The following is a 13,777-nucleotide window of genomic DNA, read 5'->3' as shown; positions in this document are numbered from 1 at the left end:
TGCCGAATACATTGAAATCAACACCACTGACACCGCCGAGGCGGGCTGACCCCCGCCAAAGCATAAAATCCTTTTGACAGTGTGCTTTCCTAATAAAACGCAATCTTATGCTTGCTACGTTACCCCTCCCCCCGTTCCGCTTCCCCCGTCCTCCGTACTAACAAGACACCTGGGAGAAGCAAAAATGCCCACCAAAGGCAGGCGTTTTCGGGAAAAGAGCGCAAAAAAATAGAGGCCGCTTCGCTCTTGCAAAACGACCTCTATTCGTCTAATTTGATTGCTCCGTCAATAGTAGCCTCAACGATGGGCAGATACTTTTCCGGGCATAGCTGCAACTTGTGGCTGACACGCTGGCGCTGGGCACTGACCTCCCCAATAAGCTCAGGGCTGAAATAGCGTTCTATCGGCAGGCGGCAAATCCGTACCAACCGCAGCATAACAGGGATGCTTGGAATGGTTGGCTTTAATTCGATTTCTGAAAGATACCGTGGGTCAACATACACCTGCTCTGCCAGCGCCTTGATCGTAAGCCCCAGCGCCTCCCTTACGGCCCGCACATCTTCGCCAAAAGTTTCAAAACCGGGACAGTCCTTGATTTTCGCCATATCACATCACCCTACAACAGTATATAGTTCATATATTATCCTTGGGAATGATGCTATATGCACTTGCTCACTGTTTATAGTTCATATACTTTTTGTGAAAATCTTTATGAAATCTTCAAAATCATAGGATATGCTATCGTTACAATCTAAAAAGGGGTTGATTATATGGATATGATCTTAAAAACAACTGTCCTCTGTAAAAGCTTCAAAGGGCAGATGGCCGTGAACAATGTGTCACTGAATATTCAGCGCAACTCAATTTATGGGCTGCTTGGGCCGAATGGTGCGGGGAAATCTACCATCTTGAAAATGATTACAGGTATCCTCCGTCCCACCTCTGGCTCGATTGAATTTGACGGCCATCCGTGGAACCGGGCGGATTTGGAAAACATTGGTGCTTTGATTGAGATGCCTCCGCTCTATGAAAATCTCTCGGCCTATGAAAACCTGAAAGCCCGAACACTGGCCCTGGGGCTTCCAGAAAGCCGCATCAAGCAGGTGCTTGGTATTGTGCAGCTTGAGAATACTGGAAAAAAACGGGCAGGCCATTTTTCGCTGGGAATGAAACAGCGGCTTGGAATTGCCTTGGCTCTGTTGTCACAGCCCAAATTGCTTATCTTGGACGAACCGACAAATGGGTTAGACCCGATTGGTATTCAAGATTTGCGTGAGCTTATCAGAAGTTTTCCGCAAAAAGGGATCACCGTCATATTGTCCAGTCATATACTCTCCGAAGTTGAGCAAATTGCTGACCACATTGGCATTATATCTGCCGGACATTTAGGCTATGAAAACGAAATCCATAAGAACCACGATCTGGAACGTATTTTTATGGATGTTGTTGGCGCACATAGGGAAAGGAGTGAGAAATAATGTTCGGGATTGTACGTTCGGAACTTCTTAAAATGCGGCACAGCTTCTCGATGAAATTGATTTTTGGTGCGCCATTGGCAACTGTACTTGTTGGCTTTTTATTGAGCAGTCATGCAGGACAATATTCGGCCTACAACTGGTGGTACACTATGCTTCTTCCTGTTGTGATCGCACTGTGGGCCGCAGGCGCTGTTATCCGTGAGAAAAATACAGGGCTGCAAAACATTATTTGTTTGCCGTTCCCTTCTGCGAAAATATGGATTGGCAAAGGACTTGCCCTGACTGCTGTGCTTTTTATCAGCAATTTGCTCATGTGGTTATTTACTACGGGAATTGCCAGTTTTACGACTATGAACATTTCGCCGCTGGACAGCATAACCGGCTGTATGCTGCTGTTCCTTACTTGCTTGTGGCAACTTCCTTTTATTATGCTGATAGCAAGCAAAACAGGGTATCTTCCCTCTGTGCTAATAACTTTTGTGGCGAATATTGTTTCATCTACTATTGGCGCAGAAAAAGCATGGTTCTTTCTTAATCCATACGCTATTCCGGCCCGTGTAGTTTGCCCATTTTTCAAGATACGTCCTAACGGACTTCCCATTGAGGACGGTTCTCCGTTATTGGCTATTGAGCACATTTTTCCCGCTCTTGCCATTAGCTTGGCATTAGCTGCTGCCTCCTTTTGGATTTGCTCTAAATTGCTTGGAAGTGGGGGGAAGTCCAATGGCTAACTATATCTGCTATTTGAAAAGTGATTTATACAAGTTATGTCATTCCTGCTTTTTCCTTCTGCACGCTATTTTTGCCGTATGCGGGGCGGCTATGATGTTACTATATGCGGGCGTTTCCCAAAGCGATGACATCAATAAACTGGCTGCTTATTTTCAGATCATGGCCGTTGCTTTTCCCTTTGCAATCGGGATTGTCTGCTATGTTGCAGCAGAACAGGAAGCAAAAGCAGGACATTTTCAAAATATATTGACACTTCCATACAGACAGAAAGCCGCTCTTTCCAAATTGACTATTTTGCTTGTGACTGGACTTTTGGCAACCGTATTGAGTAGTGTACTATTTGGTGCGCTATTTCCACTGGTTGGCGGCACAACTGAAATTCCTTCCGGATTTTATACAGTAATTCCACTTGTCCTTTGGGGCAGTAACATTTTGCTGTATGGCATTCATTTCGTATTAGCAATTCGATTTGGTAAAAATTTGGGAATAGGGATTGGAGTGTTCGGGAGCCTTTTGGTTGCGCTTCTCCAAACAGGATTAGGCACGGGCATCTGGTTTGTCATCCCTTATGGTTGGGGTATTCGTTTTTCTTCTTACGTTCTGGAAACGACCTTTGGCCTAATGCCGCCAGACAGAATAGGTATGGATTTTGGCATCCTCTTTTGCATATTGTCAACGTGTGCTATAATAGGAATTGCAGTCCACTGGTTTTCCAGATATAGCGGAAATCGGTCAGCCGATTGAGGGTGGAGGTAGAATTGATGAATTGGTTGGGCAATATTATTTGGTTCTTGTGCTGCGGACTGTGGCAGGGAATTTCTTGGCTGGTTGCCGGTGTTTTATGGAGCATTACCATTGTCGGTATTCCGATTGGCCGTCAATGCTTTAAGTTTGCGTCACTCGCTTTCTTCCCTTTTGGAAAAGATGTGAATTATGGCGGCGGTGCTATGTCTGCGATTGCCAATATCTTGTGGCTGCTTATCAGCGGTATCCCTTTGGCGTTGGTGGCGCTGCTAAATGGGTTGCTTTTGTGTTGTACGATTATCGGTATTCCTTTCGGGGTACAGTGCTTCAAAATGGCAAAGCTGGCACTGATGCCTTTTGGCGCAACAGTAATGTAGATGTCCTTGGAGTGCGAATAGGGCCATGAAAAAAGAGGTTATCTCAAGAGGGATATATAAACTTGGACAGAGAGGTGAGATAATGGCGCATATATTGGTAGTGGATAATGATATAGCTATGCTCCAGCTTGTCAGGCGTGTTTTAGAAAAAGATCAGCACTTAGTTACACTTCAATCAAACGCTAAAGCAGTCACAGAAATGGATTTTTCAAAGTTTGGTTTGATTTTACTGGATGTTATGATGCCGGAAATTGATGGTTTTGACCTCTGCAATCAAATCCGTGATCGTGTAGATTGCCCGATCATTTTCCTTACTGCAAAAACGCAGGAAAGTGAAATTGTTCAGGGATTAGGACTTGGAGCAGATGACTATATCACGAAGCCGTTCGGGACAAACGAACTTAGAGCGCGGGTAAATGCTCACCTGCGGCGTGATATAAGAGAAAAGAAAAACAGCTTTTCAATATCCGGCGTCATTTTTCACCTCAATGCAAAAGAAGCTGAAATCAATTCAAAAAAGGTTCCGTTGACAAAAAGTGAGTACGAAATATGCGAATATCTGGCGCGACATCATGGACAAACATTTACGCGGGAGCAAATCTATGAGGCGGTCTTTGGATTTGAAGGAGAAAGTGATAGTTTTGTTATCTCTACTCACATTAAGAATATACGTGGGAAGTTAGCTGAATTTCACTTGTCAACGATTGAAACAATTTGGGGGGTTGGCTATAAATGGGTGTAAGAAAACTGCGTACCGTTTTTATGAAGTATGCGATATTTCTTGCGCTTGGTGTCTTTCTGGTTGCTTTTGTCAACATAGCCCTCTATCTATTTGGCGTTGAAATTGGATTTATATACCCAATAAATAGAATGAGCGCAGAAATAGAAAATGCTAGGGGAAGTTTACAATCCACAGATCGGATTACAGAAAATGAAATACCCCCCCTTTGTGAATATGGCCTTTTCACAAAAGACGGAAAGTATATTGGCGGTTCGCTCGATCAGGAAGAACCAGCTTCCGTTTGGAAAATGTGCATTGTGAACAATCAGACAAGCAGCAAGCCTTATCTGTATGCTGTGATAGACAGGACTGACGAAATACTGATTTTAAGGTATAGAATGACCGCCCAATTCAGCAATCCGCTGCTGCATAGAATATTTTCTTCGGCGGATTGGGTTTTAATTGCTGTCATTATATTGGAAATCCTGCTTCTCTTGATTGTTTTGTCATATCTATTCGGGAAATACCTTGGGAACAAAATGGATAAATTGCTGACTGCTGTAAAGAAAATTGAGCAGCAGGATTTGAATTTTGAGGTTGAAAAAAGCAATTTATATGAAATCGACTTAACTCTTGACGCACTCGATCACATGAAATTGGCACTAAAAAAATCGCTTACAGAACAATGGCAGGCCGACAAACTGCGGCAAGAACAGATTTCTGCATTAGCCCATGATCTCAAGACACCACTAACCATCATCCGTGGCAATACGGAATTGTTGTACGATACTGACTTAACAATAGAACAACAGGAATGTGCTGACTACATCACAGACAGCTATACGCAGATGCAAGTTTATGTTAAAACCCTGATAGACCTGTCTACGGCTTCAACAGGGTATCAGCTTAATAAAGAAATCTTTAATCTTCCTGATTATCTAAAGCAAGTGAAAGTATCAATAGATGCTTTGTGCAGGACAAAAGAAATTCATTTGCGAATGAGTATGTCCGACATCCCGATGCAACTAACCGCAGATAAGGTTTTGTTAGGACGTGCCATTCAAAATGTGGTAAATAATGCGTTGGACTATTCCCCGCAAGATGGAACACTTCATATAGATATCTGCGGAAAAGACAATTTCGTTGAAATTTCAGTCACGGACGAAGGGGAAGGATTTTCTAACGAAGCGTTGCAGCACGCGCAAGAACAATTCTTTATGGACGATCAAAGCCGTAATTCAAAGCTGCACTTTGGTATGGGCCTATATATTGCAAAATCCATTATGGAACAACACAATGGTGAACTTATATTAGAAAACTCTAAAAACACAGGCGGTGCAAAAGTAATTTTGAAAATTCCATTTTGATAGGATGGGTGGCTTTTATAGCCACCCATTTTTTGCAAATCTTTATGAAATCTTCAAAACCTTCTCTTATTATATCTCTAAAGTAAATGATCTGCCCAGCGGCAGAAAAGAAAAGAACCGCTGCTGGGCAGGCCGATTTTCCATGCCTACATTTGCCTTATGCGGCGGTTTTAAGAGATTAAAGCCGCCGTTCTTTTATCCCCCAAAAGAATGACGCGGTAACGCTGACAGATACGGCGGCTGACAGGAGGCAGCCGCTATGAAGCGCATAACCATTCGACAAAATCTGACGAGGCTTGACACGTCAAAAAAAGCCCGTCCTCCGCCTGGGAATATTCCGGCCACGAGTATGAACTATACACAGCTATAAAGTGCAATCTTATTCCCAAATCCTGCCCGGTAGGTCTGCGACCTGCCGGGCAGTTTTTGTCGTTTCCTACGGTCTGTGTCGATCAGGAAAAATTATTTTCGCAAAGGGGGCTTTTAGCGGGTAGCAGACGGCGTTGCCGGTGTCATGTTAGCGGAAAGGGAGAGAACCACCACCATCCCCAAGGAAAGGGGGTGAGAAGATGGAAGCTATCCCCCGCAACTATGACGAGTGCCGGTTTGACGCCTTTTGCAAGTCGGTACTGCGGAACGAGGCCCATAACTACCGGCGCGGCTTAAAGCGCCAGCGTGACCGGCAGGTGTCAATCAGCGCCTTGTCGCAGGCAGATATGGACAAGCTCTCTACGGTAGATCACTACCCCAGCGACAGTTACACTTTTTCGTCGCACGGGTATGACCTGCATATCGACAACGAGCTTGTGGCCGATGCCTTTGCCAGCCTGTCCGCACAAACGCAAAGCATTTTGATTTTGCGCTTTGTGCTGGATTTAGGTGATGCAGAGATCGGCAGCCTTGTGGGTATGTCCCGTAGCGCCGTCCAACGGCACAGGAAGAAAACACTGGACGAACTGCGGAACAAATTGACGGCGTTGATGCCAAAGGGAGGTTGAGCGCGGATGATGAACCCCAGCTACAAGGGCCGGGCGCTTCTCCCCATGCCGGTGATCGAAGCCGCCCGCGCCGGGGATGCCGAGGCTGTGGAACGTGTCTTGCGGTACTACGAGGGCTACATAAACAAGCTCTGTACCCGGACGCTCTATGACGAGTACGGCTATCCCTATATCTGCCTGGACGAGTGGATGAAGCACCACCTGGAAAATAAGCTCATTCAGGCTATCGTCGGTTTAGGCTGACGGCAACCGGCCCGGCAGGGCAGGCGGAACATCTTACCCTTTCCATGTTCCCTTGCCTCCGGCCCGGCGCTGAACCTTGACAAAGAAAGCCCGCAAGATAACGGCGGAGCAGCATAGGGCAACGGACACATTCTGTATGCGCCGTATCGATGGGTGCGCCATGACCCCGCATCCTGCGGGAGAGCGAGAACCGCCTACACCGAAAAGCCGGCAGCTTATAATCAGCGGCGCATACGCTAACGATACTCCCTTACAGCCACAGTCCGAGCGTTCAAAGCGTCGCAGGCAATGGGTAGGGCCGCGTGAGAACCACGCGGGGGTGAAAGTCCCGTGGTGCTGGTCGCCGCCAGCCGTCCGATTTATGCCCCTTTTATATTACTTGGAATAGTGGACAAGCCACTGTTCATAACCTGTAATATTCATTTGCGAAAGGGGGAAGTCCTTTGCCGCAAAATCAGATCAGCGCCACAACGACGCATAAAATTGGCAAAACGACTTATTTTGTCTGTGCGTCGGCCAGCGAGAAAGCGACTGACACCATAGACAAGAAGATCAAGAAACTTATCCGCAAGGATATGGAGCAGAACGCCGGAAGCGTCCAGAAATAGGGCGCTCTTTTTATAATTTTTGAGCTGACAAGGACAGCGGTTGATGGTATAATGTAATCCGTACATATATCATGCTTGTCTGCTGTCGGAAAGGAGGAACAATGTTACAGGCAGACAAGATAACCGCTTTATATTGCCGGTTAAGTCAAGAGGATATGCAGGCAGGCGAGAGTGAGAGCATCCAAAATCAGAAGTTGATCTTACAACGGTATGCGGATGAACATTTCTTTTTGAATACCCGCTTTTTCGTTGATGATGGCTTTTCCGGGGTGAGTTTTGAGCGTGAGGGGCTGCAAACTATGCTGCGCGAGGTTGAAGCCGGGAACGTGGCGACGGTCATAACAAAAGACCTTTCCCGCCTGGGCCGGAACTACCTGAAAACCGGGGAGCTTATTGAAATCGTATTCCCGGAATATGAGGTGCGCTATATCGCCATTAACGACGGCGTGGACACGGCACGGGAAGATAACGAGTTTACCCCCCTGCGGAATTGGTTTAACGAATATTACGCCAAGGACACAAGTAAGAAAATCAAGGCGATCTTCCATTCACGGATGCAGGCCGGAAAGCGGTGCAGCGGCTCCGTTCCCTATGGCTACACCCGGCTGGACGGCGACAAGCAGACCCTCGTTGTTGATGAAGAAGCGGCGGCGGTCGTGCGGCGGATATTTCGGCTCGCCTGTGAGGGGCTTGGTCCCACGCAGATTGCCGAAACCCTAACGCAGAACAGGGTGCTGATACCGACCGCATATATGGCGGAGAAGCACCCGGAGCGGAAGCTGGAACACAGGTACTCCGACCCGTATTTCTGGTCGGGCAACACGGTCGGCGCCATACTCGACTGCCGGGAATATCTGGGACATACCATCCTCGGCAAGACGGTCTGCGAGAACTTCAAGACCAAAAAGCGCAGGCCAGCCACGCCGGACGAGCTGATGTTTTTCCCAGATACCCATGAGGCCATCATCGACCAGGAGACATGGGACACCGCCCAGCGGCTGCGGGTACGCAAGCCCAAGCGTCTGTCCGGCGGCACAAACACCCACCGCCTGTCCGGGCTGGTGTTCTGCGCCGACTGCGGTTCAAAAATGCGATATACCAGCCCGGAGGCAAAGAGTATCAGAGGCGGAAAGGTATACGACTCCGATTCTGCTTTCCAGTGCGGCGGGTTCAGCAACGACCGCAGGAACAGAAAATTTGTCTCCCATTTCGTAAAGGCATCGGCATTGGAGGCGGCGATCCTGGCGGCTATCCAGAAGGTGAGCGGCTATGTTCTTGAAAATGAGGTCGATTTTATTGAGCAGATGCAGAGCCGATGGAAAGCCCAGCAAGCACAGACCTCCGATGATGACCGCAAGGAACTGGCCGGCATCGGGCGGCGTATAGACGAATTGGATATTTTGATAAAGGGCCTTTACGAAAGCAATATGTTGGGCAAGCTGCCGGACCACCAGTACCAGCGGCTTATGAACCAGTACGACAGCGAACAGGCGGCACTGGAACAGCGCAGGACGGAACTGGAAAGCGCCGTGGCCGCCAACGAGCAGAAAAAGCCCGACACCAGCCGCTTCATCGGCCTTTTGAACAAGTACCGGGAGTGTTCCGAACTGACAGACGCCATGCTCTATGCGTTCATCGAGAAAATCGAGGTCCACGCCCCGACTGGTGGCCGCACCGTCTACCGCCAGCAGAGGATCGACATCTACTTCAACTTCATTGGGAACTATGTCCCGCCTGTGGCGGAGGTCAGCGAGGAAGAACGCATCGCCGCCATTGAAGCCCGCCAGAAGGAAAAGGCGGAGGCCAAGAAGCGGCGGTATGAGCAGCGGCGGCGGGAACGGCTCGAAGCCCTCCGGGAAGCCGCCCAGACCGACCCGGAAGCGGCGGCGCAGTATGAGGAGCATCTTCGGAAGAAGCGGGAGGCCGGACAGCGGCAGCGGGCAAAGCTGAAAGCCCTGCGGGAGGCCGACCCGGAGTATATCCGGCAGATGGAGGAAAAGGAGCGCATTGAGGCGGAAAAGCGGCTTGAGAAGGAGCGGAAGCGGCAGGAACGCGCCAGCCGGAAACAGAAAGAGACCCGTTCGGAACTGGTGGCAAGGGCCAGGACCGACCCGGAGGCGGCGGAACAGCTTGCGGCGTTGAGGGCAAAGGAGGCTGACAGACGGGCGCAGAGGAAGGAGGAACAGGAAGGCGGCGTTTTGCCGTACATAGGGGCTGTCCTATAGCGACCCCTAAATTTATTCAACCAGGAGGACAAGACTATGAAGCTGAACGAACTCACCCAGGAGCAGCGCAACGCCCTCTGCGCTTTTGGGCAGGCCGACCAGGACGCCACAGTTGCCAATCTGATGATTGCGGGAGCGGCGGCGGTCAAGCCGGAGGCGGCGAAGGCCCTGACGGAGCTGGCCGACCGGCTGTACCGTCTGCCCATGAGCGACACCGAGTACCAGACGCTGTTCTACACGGTGAAGTACCGCAAGGAGCAGGCCATGACCCGCCTGATGCTGGACTACCAGTGTGTGAGCGGCGACCTGGAGACCACCCGCCCGTGGAAGCCCTACGCCAAGCGCCTGATCCTCTCCGCCTTCGGCAACGAGAACGCCATGAACACCGTCCGCCGCCTGCTGATGGCGGAGAAGGTGACGGTGGACCCGGCCATCCGGCAGACTGTCCACGAGCTGGTCTCCGACATTGCAATCATGGCGGTCTGCGCCCCGCAGAAGTACAAGGCGTACCTAGCGGACAGCCGGAGCATCGATGCGGCGTACACGATGGATGGTGACGAGGCGGTCATCCGGCAGAAGTAACGGGACGCACCGAGCCTTAAAAGCCTGCTATGGGCTTTTAAGGCCCTACATAGGCGGTATAAATTCAATACCCATCGGCGCTCTATAGCAAACGAAATAAAGCCTTGAAGTTTTCAAGGAAATCTTGTAATTGAACAGGGCGTGTGATATACTATCCATGTAGCATTTGCATGACAATACTGGAGGGAGCGCAGATATGGCCGTTTGCTATAACAGGCTTTGGAAACTTATGATTGACAAGGGCTATAACAAGACTCAGGTATGCGAACAGGCCAAGATCAGCACAAATGCGATGGCTAAAATGGGGCGCAATGAGGAAGTGCGGCTCGAAGTGCTTACTAGGGTATGTGCCTTATTGGACTGCACTTTAGATGATATTATTGAATTAGTGCCGGACGAAACCGGGACTTAACAATACGGGAGGATAAATCAGATGGCAGAAAGAACAAATGCCAACATCGGCTTTGAGAAACAGCTTTGGGATGCGGCTTGCGTTTTGTGGGGCCACATTCCAGCGGCAGAATATCGAAAAGTTATCATCGGGCTTATTTTCCTGCGCTACATTTCCGCAGCCTTTGATAAGCGTTATCAGGAACTTGTGGATGAGGGCGATGGCTTCGAGGATGACCGTGACGCTTATGCTATGGAGAATGTATTCTTTGTCCCGGAAGAAGCAAGATGGAGTACCATTGCCTCCTCCGCCCATACCCCGGAGATCGGCACTGTCATTGATGCGGCCATGAGAGCGATTGAGGCGGAGAATAAAACACTGAAGAATGTGCTTCCCAAGAACTACGCCAGCCCCGACCTTGATAAGCGGGTGTTGGGCGATGTGGTCGATATTTTTACCAACAATGTCGATATGAGCAACACAGAAGAGAGTGAAGACCTTCTGGGGCGCACCTATGAATACTGCATCGCTCAATTTGCGGAAAAAGAAGGTGTTGGTGGCGGCGAATTCTACACGCCGTCCAGCGTAGTCAAAACGCTGGTTGCTATTCTGCGCCCGTTTGATAACTGCCGCGTCTACGATTGCTGCTGTGGGTCCGGCGGTATGTTCGTGCAGAGCGCAAAATTTATTCAGGCACATTCCGGCAGGCGTGGAGCGATTTCTGTTTATGGGCAGGAAGCCAATGCTGACACTTGGAAAATGGCGAAAATGAATATGGCTATTCGCGGGATTGACGCTGTTCATTGATGCCCGCAAAATGGGACATATGGTTGACCGCAAGCACAGGGATTTCTCCGAAGAGGACATCCAGAAGCTGGCGGATACCTTTGAGGCTTTTCAGAACGGAACACTGGAAGATGTGAAAGGCTTTTGCGCTGTTGCCACTTTGCAGGACATTGCCAAACAGGATTACATTCTGACACCGGGGCGCTATGTGGGGATTGAGGAGCAGGAGGACGATGGGGAGCCGTTTGAGGAGAAAATGGCAAGGCTGACTTCGGAGCTTTCCGGTCTGTTCGCCAAGTCCCATGAGCTGGAGGAGGAAATCAGGAGAAAGCTGGGGGCGATTGGGTATGAAATTTGATTTTATGAGTAAATCGCTTTCGTCTCTTGCAGATATTCAAACCGGTCCCTTCGGCAGCCAATTACACAAAGAAGATTATGTGGATATTGGAACGCCCATTGTTACAGTTGAACATTTGGGAAGAAAGAGGTTTTCTGAGCAAAATTTACCTTGTGTTTCTGCTCAGGACAAAGAACGACTGAGTAAATATATCCTTCAAGAAGGCGATATTGTTTTTAGTCGTGTGGGCTCTGTGGATCGCTGTTCTTATGTAAGCAAAGAGTATGCGGGTTGGATGTTTTCAGGAAGGTGTTTACGGGTAAGACCGAATGCTGATATAGATTCGCAATTTCTCTATTATTATTTTACTCTTGAAACTACAAAACAATTTGTAAGAGGAATTGCTACTGGCGCAACTATGCCATCAATCAATACGAAATTTATGGGCGAGGTGCCTGTTGTCTATCCATCCATAGAAATTCAACGGAAGATTGCTGTGATTTTAAGCGCAATTGACAATAAAATAGATGTGAATAATGTAATAAACGAGAATTTACCGCGAGGAAAAAGGCGGGGCTTCTCACCCCGGAGGAACAGGAAGCCGAGGAAAAGCGGCTTGCACACAACCGGGAGTGGCAAAAGGAATGGCGGGAGAAACGAAAAGCCACAGAGCCGGAGAAGCCGCCCAGGCAGAAATCCATAAAGGAGCTAATGGCGGTTGAAAAGACCGGGGCAGACCTCACGCCGGAGGAAACGGAACGGCTTGTGGCATACCGCCGGAAGAAAGCCGACCAGCAGAGGGCAAGGCGGGAGGGAAAGAAAAGCAACCAGCCGAAAAAGAAAGTCAGTTAGCGGGAGAAGCCCCGCGCCGGGAGGAACAAAAGGGGCATTGTGGAAATGTGCATAACAGGCTATGGAATCATGGATAACCCTGTTCACAGCACATGGAAAAGCTAAAGTGCAGCTTTCCCACATCCTGCAAACAGAGTTACCCACAATTCCATAAGACAGCCAGTTATACACATTCCCACAAATCCAAACTTATATAAAATCCAAACTTTTCTGAAAACAGCTTGATAATTGGGGATTCTTGCCGGAAAAAGTTTGGATTTCGTTTCACAAAGTACAATACTCCAATTATGACAAAATGTGTAAAACATTGCTATTTAGCTCTGTTTCAATCAATTTATTCTCATTTCTGACAAGAGAAGTACAAAACAAAATCCAAACTTTTATATTAGAAAATGCCTTGAATAAAGGATTTACAGAGGAAAGTTTGGATTTCTTCTAAGTTTGGATTTGTGGGAAAATCCAAAAGTTTAGATTTTCCCACGAATGCCGACTACTACGGAATCCCCCTTTCCTTTCTCTCTTTTTACATTCATGTTTCATAAAATTTTATTATTAGACAAAATAGGACAATTTACCGCCATACCGTTTTTCGGAAAGATAAAAAATTGGGTGAAAGCTTCTCTAAAGCCATTGACAAAGAAAGGTATGCCGCCTATAATGACCATATTGGCAAAAGCAGTCAAACCGGAGGTGTTACAGTGCCAAAAAGTTTTTCAGAACAGGAACGGGAATATATTAGACAGCGATTGAAAGAAGAAGCGGCAAAATGCCTTGCTCAATACGGTGTCCGGCGTACAACAGTTGATGAAATTGTCAAGCGCGTTAATATTCCCAAAGGAACATTTTATCTCTTTTACAAATCAAAGGAATTGCTTTTATTTGAGGTTATTCAAGAACAGCAAAAAAATATCAATCTTGAATTGTATCAAGCCTTTTCTGATATTGTCGATATGGAATTATCAGCGGAAAAGCTAACGAATATGATTTTTGAGTTTTACAAAAAGACAGAAAAAATGCTGGTTTTGAAATTGTATGACGCAGGTGAAATCGAATTGCTTAAACGTAAGTTGCCGCAAGAGATAGTAGATGAACATTTGCAAGACGATACATACATGATTGAAAAAATGATTGCGTTATTCCATGTAAAAAAAGAGGTAGATATAAATGTTATAAGTGCTGCATTTCACGCAATCTACTATGTAACGCTACACAAAGCAGAAATTGGAGAAGAACAGTATGACAAAGCATTGCGAGTTTTGATTTATGGCATTGTAACGCAGATTATATAAAAGTCCGGCAATGAGCCGGACTTATAACAAGCCTTTGAGTGACTATT

The 13,777-nt window shown here is 47.7% G+C and carries 16 protein-coding genes and 1 pseudogene; 16 read left to right on the top strand and 1 reads right to left on the bottom strand.

The window, feature by feature from the left end; translation table 11 throughout:
* Positions 1 to 260: 260 nt before the first annotated feature.
* On the bottom strand, positions 261 to 605 hold the full coding sequence (locus U8U68_RS18510) for a helix-turn-helix transcriptional regulator (RefSeq protein ID WP_322203477.1): 345 nt from the start codon (positions 603 to 605) through the stop codon (positions 261 to 263).
* A 165-nt stretch (positions 606 to 770) separates the two neighbouring features.
* On the opposite strand from U8U68_RS18510, the gene U8U68_RS18505 reads away from it, so the two are divergent.
* The 16 genes and pseudogenes from U8U68_RS18505 to U8U68_RS18430 all read left to right on the top strand — a co-directional run bounded on the left by U8U68_RS18505 (position 771) and on the right by U8U68_RS18430 (position 13,730).
* On the top strand, positions 771 to 1,478 hold the full coding sequence (locus tag U8U68_RS18505; RefSeq protein WP_322203475.1) for a lantibiotic protection ABC transporter ATP-binding protein: 708 nt from the start codon (positions 771 to 773) through the stop codon (positions 1,476 to 1,478).
* Entirely contained in the window at positions 1,478 to 2,209 is a 732-nt protein-coding gene (locus tag U8U68_RS18500; RefSeq protein WP_322203473.1) for a lantibiotic immunity ABC transporter MutE/EpiE family permease subunit, read from the top strand. The genes U8U68_RS18505 and U8U68_RS18500 overlap by 1 nt, the downstream gene beginning before the upstream one ends.
* Positions 2,202 to 2,954 carry a lantibiotic immunity ABC transporter MutG family permease subunit gene (locus U8U68_RS18495; RefSeq protein WP_322203471.1) on the top strand — a complete coding sequence of 251 codons (753 nt, stop codon included), beginning with the start codon at positions 2,202 to 2,204 and terminating at the stop codon, positions 2,952 to 2,954. The genes U8U68_RS18500 and U8U68_RS18495 overlap by 8 nt, the downstream gene beginning before the upstream one ends.
* Before the next feature lie 17 nt (positions 2,955 to 2,971).
* Positions 2,972 to 3,331: a YccF domain-containing protein gene (locus U8U68_RS18490; protein ID WP_160267529.1), complete on the top strand. Its 360-nt coding sequence runs from the start codon at positions 2,972 to 2,974 to the stop codon at positions 3,329 to 3,331.
* An 82-nt stretch (positions 3,332 to 3,413) separates the two neighbouring features.
* The gene (locus U8U68_RS18485) at positions 3,414 to 4,073 is read left to right on the top strand and encodes a response regulator transcription factor (RefSeq protein ID WP_322203479.1); all 660 of its coding nucleotides are present in this window, start codon (positions 3,414 to 3,416) and stop codon (positions 4,071 to 4,073) included.
* Positions 4,064 to 5,419, top strand: a complete 1,356-nt coding sequence (locus U8U68_RS18480; RefSeq protein ID WP_322203467.1) for a sensor histidine kinase — start codon at positions 4,064 to 4,066, stop codon at positions 5,417 to 5,419. The genes U8U68_RS18485 and U8U68_RS18480 overlap by 10 nt, the downstream gene beginning before the upstream one ends.
* A gap of 569 nt (positions 5,420 to 5,988) precedes the next feature.
* On the top strand, positions 5,989 to 6,417 hold the full coding sequence (locus U8U68_RS18475; RefSeq protein ID WP_016321396.1) for a sigma-70 family RNA polymerase sigma factor: 429 nt from the start codon (positions 5,989 to 5,991) through the stop codon (positions 6,415 to 6,417).
* Positions 6,418 to 6,423: 6 nt separating this feature from the next.
* Entirely contained in the window at positions 6,424 to 6,660 is a 237-nt protein-coding gene (locus U8U68_RS18470) for a helix-turn-helix domain-containing protein (protein WP_322203464.1), read from the top strand.
* Positions 6,661 to 7,103: 443 nt separating this feature from the next.
* Positions 7,104 to 7,268, top strand: coding sequence for a TnpW family protein (locus tag U8U68_RS18465; RefSeq protein ID WP_066535507.1), 165 nt, complete (start codon positions 7,104 to 7,106; stop codon positions 7,266 to 7,268).
* Between the two features lie 101 nt (positions 7,269 to 7,369).
* Entirely contained in the window at positions 7,370 to 9,493 is a 2,124-nt protein-coding gene (locus tag U8U68_RS18460; RefSeq protein WP_322203462.1) for a recombinase family protein, read from the top strand.
* 36 nt (positions 9,494 to 9,529) lie between these two features.
* Positions 9,530 to 10,075: a hypothetical protein gene (locus tag U8U68_RS18455; protein ID WP_322203460.1), complete on the top strand. Its 546-nt coding sequence runs from the start codon at positions 9,530 to 9,532 to the stop codon at positions 10,073 to 10,075.
* Positions 10,076 to 10,271: 196 nt separating this feature from the next.
* Positions 10,272 to 10,487 carry a helix-turn-helix domain-containing protein gene (locus U8U68_RS18450; protein ID WP_322203458.1) on the top strand — a complete coding sequence of 72 codons (216 nt, stop codon included), beginning with the start codon at positions 10,272 to 10,274 and terminating at the stop codon, positions 10,485 to 10,487.
* A gap of 21 nt (positions 10,488 to 10,508) precedes the next feature.
* Positions 10,509 to 11,610: pseudogene (locus U8U68_RS18445) on the top strand (type I restriction-modification system subunit M).
* Positions 11,600 to 12,292, top strand: coding sequence for a restriction endonuclease subunit S (locus U8U68_RS18440; RefSeq protein WP_322203456.1), 693 nt, complete (start codon positions 11,600 to 11,602; stop codon positions 12,290 to 12,292). The pseudogene U8U68_RS18445 and the gene U8U68_RS18440 overlap by 11 nt, the downstream one beginning before the upstream one ends.
* 8 nt (positions 12,293 to 12,300) lie before the next feature.
* Positions 12,301 to 12,441 carry a hypothetical protein gene (locus U8U68_RS18435; RefSeq protein ID WP_322203454.1) on the top strand — a complete coding sequence of 47 codons (141 nt, stop codon included), beginning with the start codon at positions 12,301 to 12,303 and terminating at the stop codon, positions 12,439 to 12,441.
* 605 nt (positions 12,442 to 13,046) lie between these two features.
* A complete protein-coding gene (locus U8U68_RS18430; RefSeq protein ID WP_322203452.1) occupies positions 13,047 to 13,730 on the top strand; it encodes a TetR/AcrR family transcriptional regulator in 684 nt (227 codons plus the stop codon).
* The last annotated feature ends 47 nt before the right edge of the window (positions 13,731 to 13,777 follow it).

The sequence above is a fragment of the Acutalibacter intestini genome (assembly GCF_034334985.1).
Classification (GTDB): Bacteria; Bacillota; Clostridia; order Oscillospirales; family Acutalibacteraceae; genus Acutalibacter; species Acutalibacter intestini.
Note: the sequence above shows the minus strand (reverse complement) of the source record. Positions and strands in the feature narration are given on the sequence as shown.

Bases quoted from the DNA above. Each gene is read 5' to 3' on its own strand.
- U8U68_RS18510 (WP_322203477.1), bottom strand. From the start codon at position 605: ATGGCGAAAATCAAGGACTGTCCCGGTTTTGAAACTTTTGGCGAAGAT.
- U8U68_RS18505 (WP_322203475.1), top strand. From the start codon at position 771: ATGGATATGATCTTAAAAACAACTGTCCTCTGTAAAAGCTTCAAAGGG.
- U8U68_RS18500 (WP_322203473.1), top strand. From the start codon at position 1,478: ATGTTCGGGATTGTACGTTCGGAACTTCTTAAAATGCGGCACAGCTTC.
- U8U68_RS18495 (WP_322203471.1), top strand. From the start codon at position 2,202: ATGGCTAACTATATCTGCTATTTGAAAAGTGATTTATACAAGTTATGT.
- U8U68_RS18490 (WP_160267529.1), top strand. From the start codon at position 2,972: ATGAATTGGTTGGGCAATATTATTTGGTTCTTGTGCTGCGGACTGTGG.
- U8U68_RS18485 (WP_322203479.1), top strand. From the start codon at position 3,414: ATGGCGCATATATTGGTAGTGGATAATGATATAGCTATGCTCCAGCTT.
- U8U68_RS18480 (WP_322203467.1), top strand. From the start codon at position 4,064: ATGGGTGTAAGAAAACTGCGTACCGTTTTTATGAAGTATGCGATATTT.
- U8U68_RS18475 (WP_016321396.1), top strand. From the start codon at position 5,989: ATGGAAGCTATCCCCCGCAACTATGACGAGTGCCGGTTTGACGCCTTT.
- U8U68_RS18470 (WP_322203464.1), top strand. From the start codon at position 6,424: ATGATGAACCCCAGCTACAAGGGCCGGGCGCTTCTCCCCATGCCGGTG.
- U8U68_RS18460 (WP_322203462.1), top strand. From the start codon at position 7,370: ATGTTACAGGCAGACAAGATAACCGCTTTATATTGCCGGTTAAGTCAA.
- U8U68_RS18455 (WP_322203460.1), top strand. From the start codon at position 9,530: ATGAAGCTGAACGAACTCACCCAGGAGCAGCGCAACGCCCTCTGCGCT.
- U8U68_RS18450 (WP_322203458.1), top strand. From the start codon at position 10,272: ATGGCCGTTTGCTATAACAGGCTTTGGAAACTTATGATTGACAAGGGC.
- U8U68_RS18440 (WP_322203456.1), top strand. From the start codon at position 11,600: ATGAAATTTGATTTTATGAGTAAATCGCTTTCGTCTCTTGCAGATATT.
- U8U68_RS18435 (WP_322203454.1), top strand. From the start codon at position 12,301: ATGGCGGTTGAAAAGACCGGGGCAGACCTCACGCCGGAGGAAACGGAA.